17 protein-coding genes are annotated in these 21,468 nt (G+C 43.2%); 7 read left to right on the top strand and 10 right to left on the bottom strand.

Annotated elements, in window-relative coordinates; genetic code table 11:
* Window positions 1–77 precede the first annotated feature (77 nt).
* Window positions 78–788, top strand: a complete 711-nt coding sequence (locus FTU77_RS00620) for a 16S rRNA (uracil(1498)-N(3))-methyltransferase (protein WP_180011588.1) — start codon at window positions 78–80, stop codon at window positions 786–788.
* Here FTU77_RS00620 and FTU77_RS00625 read toward each other — a convergent pair.
* Together FTU77_RS00625 and FTU77_RS00630 are read right to left on the bottom strand one after the other, a co-directional pair.
* Window positions 774–1,745, bottom strand: coding sequence for a mechanosensitive ion channel family protein (locus tag FTU77_RS00625; RefSeq protein WP_078190551.1), 972 nt, complete (start codon window positions 1,743–1,745; stop codon window positions 774–776). The two genes, FTU77_RS00620 and FTU77_RS00625, sit on opposite strands and share 15 nt — an antisense overlap.
* 123 nt (window positions 1,746–1,868) lie before the next feature.
* Complete coding sequence (locus FTU77_RS00630) at window positions 1,869–2,447, bottom strand: DUF805 domain-containing protein (protein ID WP_180054193.1); 579 nt, start codon at window positions 2,445–2,447, stop codon at window positions 1,869–1,871.
* A 284-nt stretch (window positions 2,448–2,731) separates the two neighbouring features.
* Here FTU77_RS00630 and acs point away from each other — a divergent pair, with 284 nt between their 5' ends.
* Window positions 2,732–4,675, top strand: coding sequence for an acetate--CoA ligase (acs, locus tag FTU77_RS00635; protein WP_180054194.1), 1,944 nt, complete (start codon window positions 2,732–2,734; stop codon window positions 4,673–4,675).
* 305 nt (window positions 4,676–4,980) lie between these two features.
* Entirely contained in the window at window positions 4,981–6,159 is a 1,179-nt protein-coding gene (locus tag FTU77_RS00640; protein WP_168379415.1) for an acyl-CoA dehydrogenase family protein, read from the top strand.
* A 71-nt stretch (window positions 6,160–6,230) separates the two neighbouring features.
* On the opposite strand, the gene FTU77_RS00645 is transcribed toward FTU77_RS00640, so the two are convergent.
* From FTU77_RS00645 to msuE, 4 genes are all read right to left on the bottom strand, one after another.
* A complete protein-coding gene (locus FTU77_RS00645) occupies window positions 6,231–6,845 on the bottom strand; it encodes a riboflavin synthase subunit alpha (RefSeq protein WP_180054195.1) in 615 nt (204 codons plus the stop codon).
* 124 nt (window positions 6,846–6,969) lie between these two features.
* Entirely contained in the window at window positions 6,970–8,388 is a 1,419-nt protein-coding gene (locus tag FTU77_RS00650) for a deoxyribodipyrimidine photo-lyase (RefSeq protein ID WP_180054196.1), read from the bottom strand.
* A 493-nt stretch (window positions 8,389–8,881) separates the two neighbouring features.
* Complete coding sequence (gene sfnG / locus FTU77_RS00655; protein WP_078190545.1) at window positions 8,882–9,988, bottom strand: dimethylsulfone monooxygenase SfnG; 1,107 nt, start codon at window positions 9,986–9,988, stop codon at window positions 8,882–8,884.
* A 39-nt stretch (window positions 9,989–10,027) separates the two neighbouring features.
* The gene (msuE, locus tag FTU77_RS00660) at window positions 10,028–10,759 is read right to left on the bottom strand and encodes an FMN reductase (protein ID WP_078190544.1); all 732 of its coding nucleotides are present in this window, start codon (window positions 10,757–10,759) and stop codon (window positions 10,028–10,030) included.
* A gap of 374 nt (window positions 10,760–11,133) precedes the next feature.
* Between msuE and FTU77_RS00665 the strand changes: the two genes are divergently transcribed.
* Window positions 11,134–11,784, top strand: a complete 651-nt coding sequence (locus FTU77_RS00665; protein ID WP_078190543.1) for a response regulator transcription factor — start codon at window positions 11,134–11,136, stop codon at window positions 11,782–11,784.
* A gap of 169 nt (window positions 11,785–11,953) precedes the next feature.
* On the opposite strand, the gene FTU77_RS00670 is transcribed toward FTU77_RS00665, so the two are convergent.
* Window positions 11,954–12,703: a hypothetical protein gene (locus FTU77_RS00670; RefSeq protein ID WP_171525947.1), complete on the bottom strand. Its 750-nt coding sequence runs from the start codon at window positions 12,701–12,703 to the stop codon at window positions 11,954–11,956.
* Window positions 12,704–13,150: 447 nt separating this feature from the next.
* A complete protein-coding gene (locus FTU77_RS00675) occupies window positions 13,151–16,639 on the bottom strand; it encodes a PAS domain-containing hybrid sensor histidine kinase/response regulator (protein ID WP_078190541.1) in 3,489 nt (1,162 codons plus the stop codon).
* Window positions 16,640–16,820: 181 nt separating this feature from the next.
* Between FTU77_RS00675 and FTU77_RS00680 the strand changes: the two genes are divergently transcribed.
* Together FTU77_RS00680 and FTU77_RS00685 are read left to right on the top strand one after the other, a co-directional pair.
* Complete coding sequence (locus FTU77_RS00680; protein WP_078190540.1) at window positions 16,821–17,153, top strand: DUF485 domain-containing protein; 333 nt, start codon at window positions 16,821–16,823, stop codon at window positions 17,151–17,153.
* A gap of 1 nt (window position 17,154) precedes the next feature.
* A complete protein-coding gene (locus FTU77_RS00685) occupies window positions 17,155–18,870 on the top strand; it encodes a cation acetate symporter (protein ID WP_180054197.1) in 1,716 nt (571 codons plus the stop codon).
* A gap of 89 nt (window positions 18,871–18,959) precedes the next feature.
* On the opposite strand, the gene FTU77_RS00690 is transcribed toward FTU77_RS00685, so the two are convergent.
* Entirely contained in the window at window positions 18,960–19,334 is a 375-nt protein-coding gene (locus FTU77_RS00690) for a hypothetical protein (protein ID WP_180054198.1), read from the bottom strand.
* A 252-nt stretch (window positions 19,335–19,586) separates the two neighbouring features.
* Here FTU77_RS00690 and FTU77_RS00695 point away from each other — a divergent pair, with 252 nt between their 5' ends.
* Complete coding sequence (locus FTU77_RS00695; protein WP_180008803.1) at window positions 19,587–20,282, top strand: ion channel; 696 nt, start codon at window positions 19,587–19,589, stop codon at window positions 20,280–20,282.
* A 58-nt stretch (window positions 20,283–20,340) separates the two neighbouring features.
* Here the strand turns inward: FTU77_RS00695 and omp33-36 are convergent, their stop codons facing one another.
* The gene (gene omp33-36 / locus FTU77_RS00700) at window positions 20,341–21,222 is read right to left on the bottom strand and encodes a porin Omp33-36 (RefSeq protein WP_180054199.1); all 882 of its coding nucleotides are present in this window, start codon (window positions 21,220–21,222) and stop codon (window positions 20,341–20,343) included.
* Between the last annotated feature and the right edge of the window lie 246 nt (window positions 21,223–21,468).

Here is a 21,468-nt window from a genome sequence, read left to right on the forward strand (position 1 = left end):
GTACCTCAGCGCACAGGCGACATCCATGTCGCCTGTCCTCAATGACATATGCTTTGCGTGAATTGATATGGTTATTTATGAACATCGTCTTGCTTGATCCTCGTCAAACTGAATCTGAACTTTGGAGTATTAGCGCCAAACGTCAAATTGAGCATTTAAAAAACCATGTGAATATACAGGTGGGCGATACACTCAAAGTCGGTATTCGGGAAGGAAAGCGTTATTTAACCCAAATCGTCAGTATCAGTGATGAGCGCATTCAACTTAAACCCTTACAAGAAGAAGAAGTACCTGCAAAGCATCCGGTGACTTTAATTGTGGCAATGCCTCGTCCGAAAGTGTTGCGCCGTCTGATCATGGATGCCGTCACCTTAGGTGTAGAAAAAATCATTTTGCTGCACAGTTATCGCGTGGATAAAAGCTATTGGCAGACGCCATTTTTACAGCAGCTCGATCACTATGTGACCTTAGGTTTGGAGCAGGCAGGTGACACCATTGCGCCCAAAATTGAACTGTATAAACGCTTTAAGCCCTTTGTGGAGGATGTTCTACCGAGCATGATCTCCTCGGACTATCCTGCTTATGTGGCGCATCCTTATGTCGAAGATGTGATGCCTACAGGGATTCAACATGGATGTACGATCATCATTGGACCTGAAGGTGGATTTATCCCTTATGAGGTGGATTTACTCATAAAAAACGGCTGCCAAGCAGTCAGCTTAGGCAACCGAATTATCCGTACAGAAACTGTGATTCCGTACGTTTTAGGGCGATTATTTAGCTGTTGAAGCTTCTGCCTCAGCTTGATCACCACGGTAAACTTTCACTTCCTGTACAGGGTACGGAATTGAAATACCATTTTGATTGAATGCTTGGATAACGTGTTCTTGCACTTCACTGATCGAGTTTGCAGTGGTGGTCTCTGTGGTATCTACCCACCAACGGACATTCAGATTGACCGAGAAATCAGCCAAAGCATTCACGTTTACGGTAAACGCAGGTTGGCTCAAAATGGTTGGGTCTTTGTCTAAAATGGCCAAAACAATGTTTTTAGCTTTTTGAATGTCATCTTCATAACCAATACCCACCACAAATTCACAACGACGACGTTGATAAGCGGTATTCACCGTTACCGCACTGGTGTAAACCGTCGCGTTTGGAATCACGATACGACGACCATCGGGAGAGCGTAGGAAGGTTGCACGAATTTGAATATCTTCAACCGTACCTTCCATTCCTGACACAATAATGTCGTCACCGATTTTGAACGGTTCACCGAGGAGAATCAAAATACCCGACAGTAAGTTCTGGAAAATATCTTTAAACGCGAAACCGATTGCAACCGAACCAATCCCCAAGGCACTCATGAGCTGACCCGGTGTGAAACCAGGGATCGCAATGACCATTGCAATCAGGAAACCGAAGAACATAATGGCTGAGCTACCGACACGGTTCAGGACCAAAACTAGATTTTGTTTTGAATAAGAACGGTCAGTGAGCGCTTTACGAACAAAGAATCTAAAGAGTTTTGACAGTAGATAGAAGATCGTAAAAACAATTAATGCGATACAAATATAAGGCAGGCGTTCCCAAAATCCATCGACAAATTTATCGATCGTTGAGTATGCGTCATTATATTTAGAGGTATGTTCCAGCACGGTTTGTGCGGTTTTTTCTGTTGCCTCTTGCAAAAGTTGAGTCGTGCCTTGAGTGACATCACTCAAGGCATTTTCTTTTTCAGCCACGAGTTTTCCAAATGTTCAGATTTTTCGCTATTTTGCCTGAAATTAGTGGCGAAAATAACCCTCATTTACAGGCTTGCGAACAGATGTATCAAAATTCAGACAGGCTCAAATTCGGTCAGTGGCTTAGAAGTATTCAGTACCTTGTTGAATGATTTCTGTAGGCGATTCAATTTCTCCGCTACCCATCATATACGAGGTGATGCTACCTGTAGCCAAGAGCGACAAGACACTGATTAAAATCATCAACCATGCCAGAATTTTTTCCCAAACCGCAGCAGGGCGTGGCGCGCCGTATTGATTTACGGTCGGTGTGCCTGAGGCCAATAATAAATACAGGATAAAGAACAGATTGATCAGGGGGATAAATAATAATAGTAGCAACCAACCGGCTTTATTGAGGTCATGCAGCCGACGCACGACAAAGACACAATAAAAATAAATGTAGAGAATAATAATCGCCAAATAGGCGAGGCCAGATACCCCTGTGAATATGCCAACAAATTGCTCATTTAACGCCATGGTATTGATGTTGAAAATACCCACAGCAAGGCTTAAGGCGATCAAGGCAAAAAAGCTGATGATATTGAGAAAGCCATACCAACCAATCATGCTCAGTCGACCAAAACGTCCATCTGGTTTCAAGGGATTGTCCGATGTAGTGTTCGTCTGACGGGAAAAGAAAGAAGAGTCTTGGGTATTCATGCTTGGGTCAACTCAACGTGTATGGAAGAATAAAAATGCGGAATGCTGAGTAAAATTACCTTTGCATTATAGGTTCAAATGAACTGATCAGATACTGAATTGAAACATGTTTTTGTTGAAATTTTGCTCAAAAATATGCTTTAAATGGGAAAGAATAATACGACCAAAGCATGATTGCTGCGATTAAAAATTAATCGTCATACTGCTGTGATGCAGAAATTATAAAAGTAGAAATGTGGCATGGCATCTCGTGATGAGATGAATCAGATCAAGGAAAATACAATATGAAAGAGATCTATCCAGTACCTGAAAGTTTTAAAAAAACCGCGCGCATCAATGAGTCGGAGTACTTTGAGCGTTATCAAAAATCGATTGAACAACCAGATGAGTTTTGGGCGGAGCAAGCGCAAAAGATCGATTGGATCAAACCGTTTACCCAAGTTAAAAATACCAATTTTAAGCAAGATGATTTCAAGATCGAGTGGTTTGCTGACGGTGAACTGAATGTCAGTGCCAACTGCCTCGATCGACATCTAAAAGAACATCCACATAAACCGGCCATTATTTGGGAAGGTGATCATCCTTCACGGCATAAAATCATTTCTTTTGAAGAACTGCATGATGAAACTTGCCGTTTTGCCAATGTGCTGAAAAAACATGGCGTGGGTAAAGGCGACCGTGTGGTGCTGTATATGCCAATGGTACCCGAAGCGGCAATTGCGATGTTGGCTTGTACCCGAATTGGTGCAGTACACTGCGTGGTTTTTGGCGGATTCTCACCAGACTCATTGGCAAGTCGTATTGATGATAGTCAGGCGAAAGTCGTGATTACTGCGGATTGTGGGATGCGTGGTGGTAAGCCCATCCCACTCAAAGAAAATGTCGACCTTGCATTCGACATCGAAGGCACATCTTCGGTTCAAAATGTCATTGTGGTGCACCGTACAGGTAACCCGATCGAAATGAAAGCGGATCGTGATTTGTGGTATCACATGGAAATCATGTCGGTTAATGATATTTGTCCACCTGAACCCATGAATGCCGAAGACCCGCTGTTTATTTTATATACATCAGGTTCAACTGGAAAACCGAAAGGTGTATTGCATACCACGGGAGGCTATTTAACCTATGTGAATTGTACTTTCCGTGAAGTTTTTGACTTAAAACAAGATGATGTGTTTTGGTGTACCGCAGATGTCGGATGGATCACTGGGCATTCATATGTATTGTATGGTCCCTTGTCGAATGGTACCACGACCGTGATGTTTGAAGGGGTGCCGCAATATCCAAGTTGGGCACGTACGGGACATATTGTCGATAAGCACAATGTCACCATTTTATATACGGCACCGACTGCAATTCGCGCCATGATGCGAGAAGGCGATGCCTTTGTCCGAGAAAGTGACCGCAGTAGTTTGCGTTTACTGGGTTCGGTGGGTGAACCCATTAACCCAGAGGCATGGAATTGGTACTACACCGTGGTAGGTGAAAGCCGCTGTCCAGTGGTGGATACATGGTGGCAAACAGAAACGGGTGGTTTCATGATTACGCCATTGCCGGGGGCAACTGATTTAAAACCGGGTTCGGCGACGCGTCCATTTTTTGGTGTACAACCTGCGATAGTTGATGCTGAAGGCAATGAGCTTGAAGGCGCCGTAGAAGGTAACTTGGTGATTAAGGATTCTTGGCCGGGACAAATGCGAACCATTTGGGGTGATCCTGAGCGCTTTATTGAAGCTTATTTCTCCACTTATCCGGGGACGTATTTTACAGGTGATGGCGCACGTCGTGATGAGTCTGGCTACTATTGGATTACGGGCCGTGTGGATGACGTCTTAAACGTTTCAGGGCATCGATTAGGAACGGCTGAAATTGAAAGTGCGCTGGTTGCACATGATGCTGTGGCAGAGTCTGCGGTGGTGGGTATGCCGCATGATATTAAGGGACAGGGGATTTGCGCCTTTGTGACCTTACAAGCCGGGACAGCCGAGACGGATGAGTTGCGTCAGGAACTGGTGGCTTGGGTACGAAAAGTCCTTGGACCAGTGGCAACGCCAGATGCACTGCATTGGGCGCCAGCCTTACCGAAAACCCGTTCTGGTAAAATCATGCGCCGAATTTTAAGAAAAATTGCGGCCAATGAGCTGGACTCTTTAGGCGACACTTCGACCTTGGCAGAACCTCAAGTGGTTGAACATTTGATTGTGACGGTTTATCCGAAGTCATAAGAGCAATTTGAGCATGAGTGATAGCGTTCTGATGAAAGTTCACTATCGCTCATACGACGGGTTATTAAGGCAATATTGAACGTCCTTTCCCTTAGGAAAGTTGATTAGGAAGAAGGGATGTTCATGATGCTTTTAATCCACCGTACATACGACGTATAAAAAGACCAAGCCATAAGTCGCCTGAATTTAGGTGACTTAGATTTCATGAGATATAGATTTTACAGATATAGACTGCAGGCATTGAGATAAGCTGAATGCCTGCGCTTTGTTAAGCTAAAACGGTAACAGAATAATCAGATAGACATATGAACGCTTCAACTCCATTGACTCAAGATCCAATCGATATTGCCCAAAAACTGGCGGCAGAATTTGCCACCACGGCTGCTCAGCGTGATAAGCAGGGGGGAAATCCCAAAGCTGAACGTGATTTGATTCGTCAAAGTGGTTTGCTTGCACTGTCCATTGGACAGCAATATGGTGGACAGGGTGCAGATTGGCAGACGATTTTTAAAACCATTCAAACCATTGCCCAAGTGGATAGCTCATTGGCGCATGTTTATGGTTTCCATCATTTATTGATTGCAACCGTACAGTTGTTCGCGCAGCCAGAGCAATATGGCCCATGGTTTGAACAGACTGCACGTGAGCATTTATTTTGGGGCAACACCTTAAACCCTTTGGACCGTCGTACGACAGTGACGCAACTGTCTGAACATGAATATGTGTTTCATGGCGATAAAAGTTTTTGTTCGGGTTCCATGGATTCTGACATTTTGCTGTGTTCTGGGTTCAATGATGACGGAAAATTATTGATCGGGGTGATTCCTACAGCACGTGAAGGCGTCAGTTTTCTCGGCGATTGGGACAATATGGGACAACGTCAAACCGACAGTGGAAGCAGTCATTTTGAACAGGTAAAAATTTCCAAAGATGAATTACTACTGAACCCGGGGCCTTTGAGTACGCCGTATTCCAGCTTGCGTCCATTGATTGCACAGTTGATCTTTGTGCATTTGTTTTTAGGGGTGGCAGAAGGAGCTTTTGAAACAGCAAAACAGACGGTTCAAAACCAAAAGGCGTGGTCAAAATCATTGGCTGAAAATGCAGTGAATGACCCATTTATTCAAAAGCATTTTGCTGAGTTTTATGTGCAATTAGAAAGTGTACGTTTATTGGCAGATAAAGCGGTTCAGCGTTTGCAAGGGGCTTGGGAGATTGGTGAAGCTTTGACGGCGGAACAACGTGGAGAAGTCTCTATTGCGATTGCAACAGCCAAAATTGCGGCCACCAATAGTTCGCTGTACATTACGCAAAATATTTTCCAAGTGATGGGCGCACGTGCCACGACGGCCAAACTGAATTTAGACCGCTTCTGGCGCAATGTGCGTACCCAGACCCTGCACGATCCGATTGATTATAAATATCAGGAAGTTGGTGAATGGGTGCTCACAGCCAAAGTGCCAGATCCAAGTTTTTATTCTTAAACGTATATTGCAAATGAGCCAATAAAAAGCCTCCGAAAGGGAGGCTTTTTGCAATGTGCTGTCAGTCGATTTTAACGCTGATGAATATTTTCTAAGGTATCGACTAAGGTTCGCGTTGTTTGATCAATTTCATAATTCACGGCATCACCGACTTGGACATCTTTCCATGTAGTGAGGCGCAGTGTTTCAGGAATGAGATCGATTGAAATTTCACTATTGGCACGATCAACACGGTTCACAGTCAAACTGCAACCATTGAGTCCAATAAAACCTTTGAGAAAGAAATATTTAATATTGCCTGCCGGAATGTGAATATCGAGATGAAAGGTTTCCCCGCGATGCTCTAAGTTTTTGATCGTGGCTGTGCCTTCGATATGACCATATAGATTGTGACCACCATTTTCTGCCCCAACTTTGGCTGAGCGTTCGACATTGACCTCATCACCAGCTTTGAGAGTTTTCAGCGTGGTGAGTTGATTGGTCAATTCAGAAACATCAAAATGTACTTGGTTGGCTGCCAAATCAATATGTGTGGCCGTTAAACACACGCCATTAATCGCTACACTTGCTCCGATAAAGACATCATGAAAAAAATTCTGATGATTTGAAATCACCAAGGTTGTGAAGCCATTGCCTTGACGAATGTCTAAGACTTTTTCTAAACCTTGCACGATGCCTGTATACATGTGAGCGTCTCTAAAATGATTTGCGTTTTCTATATTGTAGGGACAAAACGAACGCTCGGCTATGCCTTAGAGTGATCATTTCAGTACGGCGTTTTGATCTGTCGCAGTTCGATCTTGGCAATATCTACAATGCTCGGAATGTTTCAATTGCCGCTAGGCGAGACTGTTTTAAGTCAACGATCTGCTGAGGGTAGTTCAATTCCAATTGAGGATTTTTGGCAAAGGGTTGGTGAATTTGCTTTGCATCCAAATCTGCCAGCTCAGGTAGCCATTGACGTAGATAATCTCCGTTCGGATCAAATTTCTGAGATTGGCTGATCGGGTTAAAAATCCGAAAATAAGGTACAGCATCTGTACCCGTCGAGGCGCACCATTGCCAACCGCCATTATTGGCTGCTAAGTCACCATCGACAAGGTGCTGCATAAACCATTGCTCCCCCAACCGCCAATCGATCAGTAGATTCTTACTGAGGAACATGGCACAAATCATCCGCACCCGATTATGCATCCAACCCGTAGCCAGTAGTTGACGCATCCCTGCATCGACGATCGGAATGCCCGTCTGGCCGTATTGCCACGCAGCAAAGTCTTGTGGTGCATGGCGCCATTTTATTTTTAAGGTTTTGGCTTGAAACGGCTGGTGCTGAGAAACTTGCGGGTAGTCAAATAAAATGTGCTGGTAAAATTCACGCCAAAGCAGCTCATCGAGCCAAGTTTGTTGTCCTCTGTGGTCGATCTGGAAATAGCCGCCTTGTTCACGAAAAAGGGCTTGCAGACATTGGCGAATAGACAAGATGCCCAAGTTTAAATACATGCCAATTCGACTGGTTCCATTGAGCGCAGGAAAGTCCCGATCATCAGCATAACGATGCAGATGTTGTTCAATAAATTCATCTAAGCACTGTAGTGCGTGATCTTCTCCAATCGGCCAAAGCTCGATTTGAGCAGCTAACAGCGATGTGGGATAAAAAGGAGTTAAATCAAATTGATTTTGCCACAGCGGATGCGGTTCGAGAGCCGCTTGGGCTTCAATAGCGGGATAACAAGTAGGCAGACTGATGCTCAATTTTTCGTAGCAATTTTTCTTAAATGCACCGAAAACTTGATAAGGATGTCCAGATTGATTGCGAATACTGCCAACAGGAAACAGGGTGCGGTCATGGTACAGCTCAACAGAGATGTGCTGCTGTTCTAATAACTGTTGTACTTCGCGATCTCGTTTAAGCTCATTCACACCATGTTCAATATGTGCATGAACAGTGTGTATATTGAGCTGAGTGCATAGGGTTAATAGCTCATTGGCGATGTCTGACCAATGGGGAATATGCTGAATAATCAGTGGAATATTTAGTTCAGCCAATTGCTGTCGCAAAAGTTCCAGTTGGGCAAGATAGCGATGGATTTTAATGGGGGCATCGTCATGCCTTGCCCATTGTTCAGGAGAAAGCGCAATAAAGGCAATCGTTGGACCAGACTGTGTCGCCTGCCACAGTGCGCTATGGTCATGTCGTCTTAAATCTTGTCGAAACCAAACCAGTTGCATGTTTATTGCCTCGTTTGTGTTGGAAATATCACCAGAATTACGGGGGTATCTAGTGGTAATGAAATTATCTAAAAAATCGATTTCTATAAAAAACCATATAATATCTATGGTTTAAGTTAACCGATTGCGCACAATGCTGTCAGCTTAAGCGTACAAGCAACGAAGTTTTTGACGCTAGGCGCACTTTTAAATTTTACCTAAGATGAACTCATACAGGAACAGGATGTTCCGGAACATAAAACAATAACAAAGTGTTCACCATCAGGACTGTGAAGCAAGACAGGAGTCATGCTTAAGTATCCATATAGAAAAAGCCCGACAGGATGTCGGGCTTTTTCTTTGTCTATAGGTTAGCTCATTTTCTAGAATCAAAGCATATCTTTAAATGGGACTCGAGATAAAAAATCCCCTAAGCCGAGCCTTAGGGGAGGAAAGTGAAGTGAGCCGATTGTGATTATTATGCTGATTTTATGAGCTGTGACTGCATCAACAATTATGCTGATTTAGCCTGCACAACTTGCTGCTGTTGAGCTTCCAGTTCACGAACCAGTGGCAACACTTTTTCGCCAAAGTATTCCACTTCTTCAATGAAGTGGAGAAAACCTGAGAGTACCAAATCGACGCCTACACTTTTGAGTTCCACAATACGTTCAGCAATTTGTTGTGGTGTGCCAATCAGATTGGTTTTAAAGCCGTCGTTATATTGAACCAAATCTTCAAAAGTTGATTTTGCCCAGTTACCTTCGCCCTCTTTGGTGGATGCACCTGCTTCACGAGTTGCATCGCCAAAAGCATTGACCGCTTCGGTATTGGCATTGTCGATAATAGCTTGAAGCACCGCTTGGGCTTCTTCCTCCGTATCTCGGGCAATAATGAAGGCATTCACCCCGATTTTGACCTGATGGTTGTTAGCTTTGGCTTTTTCACGAATATCATCGATCTGCTTTTTCAACTCAGCAGGGGTATTGCCGTTGGTGAAGTACCAATCGGAAACACGTGATGCCATGTCACGTGCTGCACGTGAACTGCCACCTTGGAAGATTTCAATATGCGGTTTTTGTACCGGTTTCGGAGATAGAGTGTAGTCTTTAAATTGATAGTATTTACCATCAAAACTAAAGTTATCCTGCGTCCAAACGCCTTTTAGGCTACGAATGAATTCTTCAGAGCGCGCATAGCGTTGATCATGTTCGGGCCATTCTTCACCAATCGCATCAAACTCTCCACGGAACCAACCACTTACAACATTAATCGCAATACGGCCATTGGTGAGATGATCGATGGTCGCCAATTGTTTCGCAGCCAGAGCTGGTTTCCAAGGGCCGGGTAAAATCGCGGCAATGACTTTGAGCTTTTCGGTTTTGGCCAAAATACCATGACTGAAACTCACCGACTCATGTTGATTTTCCGCGTTATAGCCTGCGGTAAAACGAATTTGAGTCAGCGCATAATCAAAGCCACTTTTTTCTGCAGCTTGTGCCAAACGCACGTTATAGTCATAGCTCCAATCGGTACGCTGTTCAATATTACTGACCACCAAACCACCACTGACGTTTGGTACCCAGTACGCAAATGTAATGTTTTTTTCTTGTACTGACATTTTGCAAACCCTCGGGATCGAATTGTTAAGCTGTGGTGTTTAGGCCACTTGCGTTTTTGGCTTTTTACTATGCAGTCGAGCTTCAGCGGCATCCAAACTTGGAACAGCTGCAGAAGGAAGGACTTCTTCTTGCTCGATTTGCTTATTAATGCCCAAGTTTTGGTTGGCTTGTTGAGACTTGGCTTTCACCACTTCAGCACGCTGACCTTTGGCTGGAGCCCATTCCAAAATCGGCAGCGCACGTGCTACAGCTAAAGTAATGCGGTCACGCAGTAATTCACTATGAATGGTGTATTCAGGGGTGAAATCACGATCTGTTGCATAGACCCCAATCGGCAATGTTTGCGCTTGGAAGAAACTGAACAATGGACGCAGTTGATGTTCAAGCACTAAAGCATGGCGTTCAGAACCACCCGAAGCTGCAAGCAAGACAGGTACATCCACCAATGCAGTTTGTTCGACAAAGTCAAAGAAGTGTTTAAACAGACCTGTAAATGAAGCACGGTAAACGGGTGTTCCAACAATCAGTGCATCAGCAGCTTCAACAGCAGCAAGGTCATCTTGTACACGTTGTGGCAATTGGTTACGGTAAATCGCGCCACCTAATAAATTGCCAATTTCACTAAACTTAATAAAATGCACATTGATTGGAGTTGCATCACCGAGTTCATCAACAATGGCTTGTACCAAAGCTTCAGTTTTAGATGGATTGTTTAGACCACCTGACACAGCAACAATATTCAGGGGTTTTTGTAGATTAACTTGAGACATTTTTTAAACCTAAAAGTGTGGTTTCTCGGAATGCCTTTTATTAATCCCGATGGGTGGATCACTGTAAAATAACGAAAATCAGAAAAGTTATCTGATTTTTAGATATGTTGGAAAAACCAGAAGATTCGTGAAATTTCAAGTTTTAAACTGTTGATATTTCAACATATAATGCTTAGATATAAGCATTTTTACTGTGTTGATAAAATTTATATGAAAATATGATTAGATTTAAAGATTTATAGAAAATGCGAAAAAAGACGCATTTTATGTGAAAATCTACATTTTAAATGCAAAAAAATAAGTTCTTGCATATCCTTCACATAGCATGTGTGGTTAGAATAGGGTCATTGTGCACAAGATCTCTCACGTTGCTTATGAATATTTTAATCGTTGATGATCACCCGCTGTTTCGTCATGCTTTAATTCAGGCGGTTCGTTATAGTTTGCCTCAGGCGCAAATTCATGAGACTGCAGCAGTCAATGAATGCTATGAACGTCTTGAAAATGGCCCTGAGCCTGATCTTGTGTTATTGGATTTAAACTTGCCAGGTGCTTCAGGCTTTTCTGCCTTGGTGCATATTCGCGCACAATATCCATCGATTCCTATCATTGTGGTCTCTGCGCATGAAGAAGCGTCGATTATCCAACGTGCGATTGCACATGGCGCGATGGGTTATATTCCAAAATCTGCGCATCCAAGCCACATTGGTGAAGCGATTCGTCAAGTATTAGAAGGCGAGATTTGGTTGCCACCAAATTTACCTGCCAACATGAATTTTGACCCACGTGCTGCAGATGAAACAGCATTGGCAGAACGTATTCAGTCTTTAACACCGCAACAATTCCGTGTGTTAATGATGGTGGCGGAAGGTTTGTTGAATAAGCAAATTGCCTATGAGTTGGATGTGTCTGAAGCAACCATTAAAGCGCATGTAACGGCGATTTTCCGTAAGTTGGGCGTACAAAACCGAACTCAAGCTGTATTGGCAATTAATGCATTGAATATTGAAGAAAAGAAAATCTAAGGATTTTTTCAAAAAAAAAGACCTCCACGATGGAGGTCTTTTTTTATGCTATTTAAGCGCTAATGCTGGCGCTGGATCATTTCGGTGTAAATGCTGTTAGGTCTTTACATGTGGTTTAAAAGCAATAGAGCAATGCAACTTAACAATGACTTAAACAAACCACTTCAACTTAAGCAATATAGTCTTGCTTAGGCGTCAGATCGGTACAGTACAAAGGGTTGAGCGCACATTGTAATTCATCAATTTGTTCATCGGACACATAGCCGCGCGCTTTGAGATAATCCGCGACACGGTCATCACGTAAACTCAGGAAAGCAGCATCATAAACACCCAAATCCACAAATAGAGCTGCGGTTTCTAAGCTGTTAAAACGGTCCAGATAAACATCATTGTCATACATCAGGAAGATATGGTCTTGCTTGGAGTTGGCATCAACATTTAAACGTTGTGCCAATTCAAATGGCGCTGTTTTAATAAATAGTAAATCGGATAATTCATCAAACTGTGTTTTATCCAGCTGGTTTTTGTCGGTTTTGACTTTACCGAGCCAAGCTTTAAATACTAAGACCGCACCACCACGCAGTAGCATGCTCCAAATCTGATGACGGGTGTCCAAACCTAAGCCATTGGATTCTGCTTCTAAATTTTGCAGTAGTAGATCTTCCTGTTCTGCCAGTCGATCGAATAAGCCAAGGCCTTGAGGTTTGTAGGCATTTGGCGCAAAGACATCAAAATTCAGTTCGTCAAATACTTGTAAAGCGAGAGGAACGGCACTGCGATAGAGCGTTTCCAGCGCTTCGACTTGCACATCACTTAATTTGCTGAACTTAAATAGCTGACGCCAATCGATCTCTGGCAAAATAGCATTGGCACCATACTGACGATGAAACTGTAGATTTTGATCAAAACCATGCGGCATTGTTTCTGAAATATTCACAAGATCACTCCTAATATGAGGGGGAGATCAGCTTCTCAAGTGTTGAGTTATGACGCTTCTTGAATTGGCTTGAAACTGATCAACTTCTTATGAATATTTTTAAAACGAACGGCCGCAGCTAAATATACGACTAAAGTTTTAGTTTTTATTTTTGGTTATAAAAATATGATTTAAATCAAATAGATTTTTAATTGTAACTAAGTGTACAAGTGTTCACTCACGCATTCGATATCTTTTGCCATAGGCAATCTTAATTTGATATTTATGGCTAATAAATAGACGAAATATCGGGGCTATTTTGAATGGTCTTGCTGTTGAGACAAATTTTTTTGCCAGTTAGGTAAGTTTAAGTAAAAGCAAGGTAAACAAAAGCCCATTTCATGTGAATGAAATGGGCTACTTTTCACAGAGCGATGTCCTGTAACAACGCTACTGATTTGAAATTTTTAAACCAGATAACCATGAACGCAGTGAAGCCGGTTTCAATGGTTTTTTCAGTAAGACGATGTTTAACTCTTTTAGACGTTGCGGTAGTTCAGGATCAGAATCTGCGGTAATCAGCGCCACAGGGACATTTTCCTGACGGTTATCTAAAATAAAGTCGAGACCGATCTTGTTGTTATTCAAATGTTGGTCAACCAACCAAACTTGAATATTTTCTTGTTGAATCAACTCCATGGCCTGTTCAGGTTCAGTGGCTTTAAAGACTTGATAGCCCCATTTGGTCAGTAAGGTCGACATCCCTTCCAAAATCGTTTCATCATTGTCTAAGCACAGAATCTTATAGGCTTTGGTTTTCAACGGAACCGCTTGGGTCGGTGCAGCGACCACTTTTGGCGCAGCGACCACAGGCACTTCAATCATAAAGCACGAACCATGACCAAGTTCTGAGAACACATGCACCGGATAGTCGAGTAGGCTGGTCATGCGTTGCACGATGGCTAAACCTAAGCCCAGACCTTGTTCGCCCCATGGAGAGGTATGTCCACAGCGTTCGAACTCTTGGAACAACTTAATGCGTTGTTCTTCCGCGATCCCAGGACCTGTATCCCAAACGCCAATACGAATATGTCCTGGACGTGCTGAACGTAGCACACCGACAACCACACGACCACGTGCCGTATAGCGTAGGGCATTGCTGACGAAGTTTTGAATAATACGACGAATCCACTGTGGGTCGGTGTCAATCCAGAACTGAGCATCGTGTACGGTCAGTTTGATATTACGCTGTGCCGCAATCGATTTAAATTGAAGTTCAAGATCACTGAGTAAGTCATGCAGCGGATAAGGCTGACGTTTTGGTTGAATGGTTCCACCTTCGAGTCGTGCAATGTCCAATAGGGCAGAGAGCATACTTTCCGCACCATGCAGCGCACGATCAAGTTGCTGAAGCGTTTTACGATCATCGTCATTTTGTACGCTTTGCTCGAGGGCGGTACTAAACAGACGCGCAGCATGCATCGGTTGCAATAAGTCATGGCTTGCGGCAGCGATAAAGCGGCTTTTCGACATATTGGCTTTATCGGCTTGTTCACGTGCCAATTGTTGTTCGGACAGGGCATCTGCCAACTGTTGGGTACGATCTTGCACACGCCCTTCAAGCAAGGCTTCATTTTCACGGAATGCGGTAATATCGGCAAAGGTCGTCACGAAACCGCCGCCTTCGATCGGATTACCACGCATCTGAATTACACGGCCATCTTTACGAATCCGTTCAAATTCGTGTGCGCTGCCGACTTGCATCCAATGCATGCGTTTACGCACATGTTCCTCGACTGAACCGGGACCACATTCGCCGCGTTCAGCGTTATAACGAATCAAGTCTGAAATTGGGCAACCGACATAGACAATGTCTTTTGGATAATCAAACAGTTTGAGGTATTGATTATTCCATGCCACCAAACACATATTTTCATCAACCACGGACACACCTTGAGTCATATGGTCGATCATGGTCATGATCAGGTTTTGGTTAAAGCGCTGCCACTGTGAGGCTTGGTCAAGAATATTGGCGACCTGACCGAGTGCTAAACCATTATTGACCATGGCTGTGGTGAGTAGGGTACGGGCAGATGCCGCACCGATGGTGCCGGCAAGATACTGTTCGGTAAAACGCCACCACATGCCGTTGGCGCTGCTATTTTCATTCAAAACGACATTGTTTTGTGCGCAGAACTGGTTGAAGGCGCGCATAGTTGGACCTTCACCGGTAATGCGTTTTGCCAAAGTAATCAGATCACCTACTTTTAAGCGTGCCACATCATGGTGAATATAGCTGATGTCGTTTGATGTACTTTGAGCCGGGAGGGGCTTGGTTTCATAATAAAAGAAACTTTCGGCCTGAATTTGCTCGGCAACACTTGGACGGAAGACGCGGGAAATCCAAATATAGAGGGTGATATTTAAACCGAGTGCCCAAACTACGCCATGGGTAAGTGGATCGAAAGATTCAAACCCTAACAGTGCTTCAGGACGTAACCAACTCAAGCCTAGCGGACCCTGACTTAAAAGATTTTCGGTAAATGTTTTAAATTGTTCAGGCAGGCTACGCAATACGGTTGGTAATAACAGGGTATAAGCCCACATGCCAAAGCCGACCAACAGACCTGCATATACGCCTTGCTTACTTCCGCCGCGCCAATATAAACCACCAATTAACGCCGGTGCAAACTGTGCCACAGCACTGAAGGCCAATAGGCCAAATACCGATAATTGGTCAATGTCATTGAAGAAATGGAAGAACAAGAAGCCCAATAACATGACCGCTAAAATACATACACGACGTGTGAATTTCAGTACGAGTGGTAGGCGTTTGTCATGACGTGACAATAAGCGTGTACGCCACAGTGCAGGCATGATCAAGTCATTACTGAGCATAATCGACAAGGCCACTGACGACACCAACAGCATACCTGTCGAAGCTGAAAAACCACCGAGAAATGCAAGTAAGGTCAACCAGTCTTGGTTATAACTCAAAGGCAGTGAGAGCACAGCAACATCGGGGATTGCCAAGTAGGCAGGTGCTGCATGCAGCGCCCAACTGGCAATCGGGATGATCGCGATAATAGTTAAAATCAGATAAATGGCAAACCAACGACGAGCACCACGGATATGCTTTTCATCTCGCAGTTCAACCACCGCGACATGGAACTGACGTGGTAGACAAATAATCGCTAATGCAGCCAATAAAGTTTGAATCCAAAAGCTTTCTGGCACACCTTTGAGCTGAACATCTTTAAAGGTGGTGTTGATGTCATGGCTGATTTGAGCCATGTTTTCAGGTGATTCAAAAACAAAGAAAAATGCGACTGCAAGTAGTGCAAACAGCTTGACGAAAGACTCAAATGCCACAGCCAACATTAAGCCGCCGTGCTGTTCAGTATTGGCAATCTGTCGTGTCCCAAACATCATCGCCAAAATCGCCAATACACCAGTCAAAAACAGCACACTATTGGTGGTGCCGGTCAGACCAGCGGTCGGTTCTAAAATGACCGTTGCACTTAGGGCAATTGCACGTAGTTGCAAGGCTAAATAGGGAATAATGGCAATCACTGCAAGGATCGTGACTAATGACGCTAAGGGGCCACTTTTACCATATCGTGCTGCTACAAAGTCGGCAATCGATGAAATGGCATGATGCTGACGGACACGGCCTAAACGTCGCCAAATATCATAGCCGAGCGCAACAAATAGCAGCGGTCCTAGATAGATCGGCAGGAAAATAATGCCCTCACGAACCGCGGCACCTGTTGCGCCATAAAACGTCCAAGATGAACAGTAAACCCCTAAAGTTAGACTAAAGAGAAGCATTCTGCCGCGAGTACTGAGCCTGCTGGCATGCTTTTCACCAAAGAATGCACATACAAAGAGTAATGCGATGTAAAGGGCCAATACCCCGACGATAAGCCAACTATTCATAGAGCCTGCAGCATATTAATTCTCGCTTAATGATAACGCATCCATAGGCTTAGGGAGGTTATTGCTCAAAATTTAACGACCAAAGTCTAAATTACAAGAGATAAGGAACATTGGTAAGTTTAGCTTCGAAATAATTCGAATTAGAAAATTGCGCGCCAAGGTTCGGCGTAAGGAGAACATTATGGATGAGAGACAGGTAGAACAAATTCTACAGAATCCAAAATTTAAGGAAATGGTTAGCCGTAAAAGTAAGTTGAGCTGGACTTTGACGATCATCATGTTGGTGGTCTATGTCGGCTTCATGCTACTTGTGGGCTATAACAAAGAGTTCTTGATGCAATCCGTGAGTGGTGGTGTAACCACGATTGGTATGCCATTAGGTTTGAGCATTATTGTATTGTCATTCCTGCTCTGTGGTGTGTATTCGTACATTGCAAATAATAAATTAGATGCATTAAACGAAGAAGCAATGCGTGAAGTAGAAGCAATTACTCAAGAAAAAGGACTTCACTAAGATGAAATGGAATTCATTGAAAGCAACAGCACTGGCGGCTCCCGCTCTGCTCATGTCAAGCATGGCAATGGCAGGACCAGATTTAGGTGAAGCACAGCAGCAAGCGACCAACTGGCACGCAATTATCATGTTTGCCATCTTTGTAGGTTTTACGCTGCTAATTACTAAATGGGCTGCAAAACAAACTACCAACACTGCAGATTTCTATACTGCTGGTGGTGGTATTTCAGGTTTCCAAAATGGTCTAGCGATTGCCGGTGACTATATGTCAGCAGCATCGTTCCTCGGTATTTCCGCAATGGTATTCAGTTCAGGCTTTGATGGCTTGCTGTATTCATTGGGCTTTATGGTGGGTTGGCCAATTGTATTGTTCTTAGTAGCAGAGCGTCTGCGTAACTTAGGTAAATTCAACTTATCTGACGTTGTATCGTTCCGTTTGGCTGAGAAACCTGTCCGTACCCTTGCAGCAGTAAGCTCACTTGTGGTTGTAGCGTTCTACCTGATTGCACAGATGGTGGGTGCAGGTCAGTTGATCAAACTACTATTCGGTTTGAACTACAACATTGCGGTTGTGATCGTTGGTCTACTGATGATGGCTTATGTAATCTTCGGTGGTATGTTGGCAACAACTTGGGTACAGATCATTAAAGCTGTGATGCTTTTGTCTGGCGCAACCTTCATGGCATTTATGGTCATGAAAGGCGTGGGCTTCAGCTTCTCTGAAATGTTCACTCAATCGATCCAAGTTTTCTCTAAAGTACATGACGTATCTTTAGCTGAAGCTGCAAACATTATGGGGCCGGGTAAATTGGCTGCAAACCCAATTGATGCGATCTCTCTAGGTCTTGCATTAATGTTCGGTACAGCAGGTCTTCCACACATTTTGATGCGTTTCTTTACTGTAAAAGATGCAAAAGAAGCACGTAAATCAGTAGTTGTTGCTACAGGTTTTATTGGTTACTTCTACCTACTGACTTTCATCATCGGTTTTGGTGCGATCCTTTATGTATCGAACAACCCACAATTTCTTGATGTAGCGAAAATGGCGGTAACTGGCAAGTTAGAACTTGTTGGTGGTAACAACATGGCAGCGGTTCACTTGTCTGATGCATTGGGCGGTGACTTGTTCATGGGCTTTATTTCAGCGGTAGCATTCGCAACGATTCTTGCAGTAGTTGCAGGTCTAACATTGTCTGGTGCTTCAGCTATTTCACATGACTTGTATGCAAACGTATTCAAGAAAGGTCAAACAACGCCAGAATCTGAACTTCGTATGTCTAAAATCGCGACTTTAGGTCTTGCGATCTTCGCGATGATTTTAGGTATCTTGTTCGAGAAACAAAACGTTGCATTCATGGTTGGCTTGGCGTTCTCTGTAGCAGCATGTGCAAACTTCCCAGTGCTTGTATTGTCGATGTTCTGGAAAGGTTTAACGACGCGTGGTGCGGTGATTGGTGGTGTGGTTGGTCTAGCAACTGCCGTGATTCTAATTATCTTATCTAAAGCAGTTTGGGTAGATACATTCGCAATCTCTGAAACACCAATTAACCCATTCAATGGTCCTGCTATCTTTGCAATGCCATTGGCATTCATCTGCTGCTGGTTGTTCTCTATAACTGATAATTCAGCACAAGCACAAGCTGAGCGTAAAGCATTCGATGCACAGTATGTACGTTCACAAACTGGCATTGGTATCTCTGGTGCTTCAGATCACTAATCTGAATCGCCTAAAAAGCCCCTAATAAGGGGCTTTTTTTATGTTTGAGTGAATGATATGAAACAGAGGTTTGTAGACAAATCTCTGTCCTATTTGCGTGTATAATTTTCTCCATTGATCGACATTTTCCAATGGCCTTGATCATCTTGATAAGGCGAGCGCTGAATGGTGAATTGTTGAGAGAAATTATCCTGATCGATGCTAAAGCTCTGATCACCAAAACTGCTCAAATGGGCTTTTATTCGCGACTGTTCAGCACCACTGAAGGTTTGGTTGGCAATACTTTTTTCCGTATGTTCTTGATGGTAATACGTCACTTCGCCCGACGATTTGATCACTAATTCACTGTGGTTGTTTTGCCAAGTCCCCACATAATTTTCATGGCCTTTGAGGAGCGGACTGTTTTGTGTACAGGCAGAGAGCATGAGCAGACAGAGGGGTGCAAATACGAGATGTTTTTTCATAATTAAATCTACCACGTAGGAGATTCCTTTGAATATGTGCCTGAAAACTGAAACTTACAATAAGCTTTTTGAGTTTCAAGGGTGATCAAAAAATTGAGGCAGAACAGTAGGCATATGTGATGTTTTTCAGGTCACGCTCAACAAATCTTTGCAGTATAAAAAACTCACTTCGTGCTAATTTAAAATCAATCAGTTGATGATGCTTCAGATCAATCATTTCAGCGCATGAAAAAAATATAGAGATTGAACATAATGCAAGGTTTTGTAGATTTTTGGAAAAGCTTTAGACTTTTACCCTCAGCATGGCTGTTACTGGTGCAGTTTCTGATCTTGGTTTTAACCGCGATTACCCGAGAAAGTCTGTCTTTTCGTGCGCTAATTTGGGTACTTGGGGTGTCGGTACTATTGATCATTGCCAAAGTGATTCGCCAAACTCCAATGTTTACGATTCTAGGACTGAGTTTTGTTGGCTGCGCCGTATTGTTTTCTACTTTGATTATGCTCGGTGTAAATCATCCGAATATTCAAATTATTGCGCATGGTTTTGAAGCCTGTGCGTATTTTAGTGCAGCCTATGGCTTATTACGCTATATGTTTGCCGATCGTTATTTAACCAAAGATGAACTTTTTGCAGCAGGGGCAGTATTTACCCTCATCGCATGGGGTTTTGCTTTTCTCTATAGTATTTGTCAGCTGATTTATCCGGATAGTTTTGTAAATCCTGCAGAGCCGGGCATGCAGTCGTGGTTAGATTTATTATTTTTAAGTTTTAGTTTGCAGTCTGCCACGGGCTTGTCGGATCTCATGCCTGTGAGTGCGCCTGCACGGGTCTTGGCGATGCTTCAAATGTTCTGTGGGGTGATGTATTTGGCTCTCATCGTTTCACGCTTAATTGCATTGCAATATATTGCCCATTTACCGGAACGCCATGAGCCCAAAGACAAATAATGGCAGGAAAAAAAAGGACGCAAATGCGTCCTTTTTGGTATTCAGTATCTAATATGAATTAGAAACGGAATTTAGCGTTTACGCCAACAGTTTGAGTGTCAAGCGCAACTTCTTCAGCATTAGCATTTACATAGCTAGCACCAACTGCAACAGCAGGAGTGATGAAGTAGTTTACGTTCGCGCCCCAAGCTGAGTCTGGAGTACCAGCAAAGCTAGATTCAGCGTAAGAAGCACCAACGCTTAATTTAGGAGTTACGAAAAGATCAGTTTTGAATTGGTAAGCAGTGTCATCACCGTAGATGATGCCTGATTCGAAACCAATTGCCATGTTAGTGTCGTCGATTGCGCCAACATATTTAGCACGTGCAGTGATAGCGTCTTGGTCTTGATCGATAGTCGCAGCTTCAGCAACAGCTTTAGCAACACCGTTACCCATAACGTTGAACGCGTCAACAGCAGCTTGGTCAGCAACGCTAGTGTAACCAACAGCAACTAAGAAGTTTTGAGTTGGAAGCGCACCAACTTCTAATGCATAACGGTCGCCGTTGTCTTCTAATACTTTAGATGCTTGGTTTTTAGAATCTAAAATAGTGTGGCTGTAAGACGCGCTTGCATATACAGGAACAACTTTAGTTGGAACATAAGCTTCAGCTTTAGCACCGAAGTTATGAGCAATTACGTCAGTACCTTTTGAACCAACTTCACCGTAGTTGTAAGCAACAGATACGTTAGAAGCTTGGTTTAAGAATGCAGCTTCTGCTAAAGGACCTTTTGTAGAGTCAACATTTTTGAAGTAGTAAGTACCTTGAACACCACCAATGAAATCTTTGTCATTTGCAGTTGTGTCGATGTATTCTGCTTGGCCTTGAACTTCAAATTGGTAAGCTTGAGCACCGGTCATGGCTAATAATAAAGCAGTGGCTAAACCGAGTTTTTTCATGATTTTCTACCAGTTGTTACAAATGGATTAAACATTGAGCATTGTATTGTAACAATATATTAAGTCAATGATCCTAAAGGTTATTATTCAGTCTCTGACTCAGATCTTTATTTCATAATAAGAAATTCAGTTTTTACTCTAACTAATAAGTCACTGAAAAAAAATCATTGAGAACAATTAAGTAAGTTTGATTAAATTCTTAATTAAAAAAATACACTTGAAAAAATACACAACTTTTCAATCTGA

The organism is Acinetobacter sp. YH12142, assembly GCF_013418435.1.
GTDB classification, from domain to species: domain Bacteria; phylum Pseudomonadota; class Gammaproteobacteria; order Pseudomonadales; family Moraxellaceae; genus Acinetobacter; species Acinetobacter amyesii.

Excerpts from the sequence above, each read along its gene's own strand:
- FTU77_RS00620 (WP_180011588.1), top strand. The coding sequence starts at position 78 with ATGAACATCGTCTTGCTTGATCCTCGTCAAACTGAATCTGAACTTTGG.
- FTU77_RS00630 (WP_180054193.1), bottom strand. The coding sequence starts at position 2,447 with ATGAATACCCAAGACTCTTCTTTCTTTTCCCGTCAGACGAACACTACA.
- acs (WP_180054194.1), top strand. The coding sequence starts at position 2,732 with ATGAAAGAGATCTATCCAGTACCTGAAAGTTTTAAAAAAACCGCGCGC.
- FTU77_RS00640 (WP_168379415.1), top strand. The coding sequence starts at position 4,981 with ATGAACGCTTCAACTCCATTGACTCAAGATCCAATCGATATTGCCCAA.
- FTU77_RS00645 (WP_180054195.1), bottom strand. The coding sequence starts at position 6,845 with ATGTATACAGGCATCGTGCAAGGTTTAGAAAAAGTCTTAGACATTCGT.
- FTU77_RS00650 (WP_180054196.1), bottom strand. The coding sequence starts at position 8,388 with ATGCAACTGGTTTGGTTTCGACAAGATTTAAGACGACATGACCATAGC.
- sfnG (WP_078190545.1), bottom strand. The coding sequence starts at position 9,988 with ATGTCAGTACAAGAAAAAAACATTACATTTGCGTACTGGGTACCAAAC.
- msuE (WP_078190544.1), bottom strand. The coding sequence starts at position 10,759 with ATGTCTCAAGTTAATCTACAAAAACCCCTGAATATTGTTGCTGTGTCA.
- FTU77_RS00665 (WP_078190543.1), top strand. The coding sequence starts at position 11,134 with ATGAATATTTTAATCGTTGATGATCACCCGCTGTTTCGTCATGCTTTA.
- FTU77_RS00670 (WP_171525947.1), bottom strand. The coding sequence starts at position 12,703 with ATGCCGCATGGTTTTGATCAAAATCTACAGTTTCATCGTCAGTATGGT.
- FTU77_RS00675 (WP_078190541.1), bottom strand. The coding sequence starts at position 16,639 with ATGAATAGTTGGCTTATCGTCGGGGTATTGGCCCTTTACATCGCATTA.
- FTU77_RS00680 (WP_078190540.1), top strand. The coding sequence starts at position 16,821 with ATGGATGAGAGACAGGTAGAACAAATTCTACAGAATCCAAAATTTAAG.
- FTU77_RS00685 (WP_180054197.1), top strand. The coding sequence starts at position 17,155 with ATGAAATGGAATTCATTGAAAGCAACAGCACTGGCGGCTCCCGCTCTG.
- FTU77_RS00690 (WP_180054198.1), bottom strand. The coding sequence starts at position 19,334 with ATGAAAAAACATCTCGTATTTGCACCCCTCTGTCTGCTCATGCTCTCT.
- FTU77_RS00695 (WP_180008803.1), top strand. The coding sequence starts at position 19,587 with ATGCAAGGTTTTGTAGATTTTTGGAAAAGCTTTAGACTTTTACCCTCA.
- omp33-36 (WP_180054199.1), bottom strand. The coding sequence starts at position 21,222 with ATGAAAAAACTCGGTTTAGCCACTGCTTTATTATTAGCCATGACCGGT.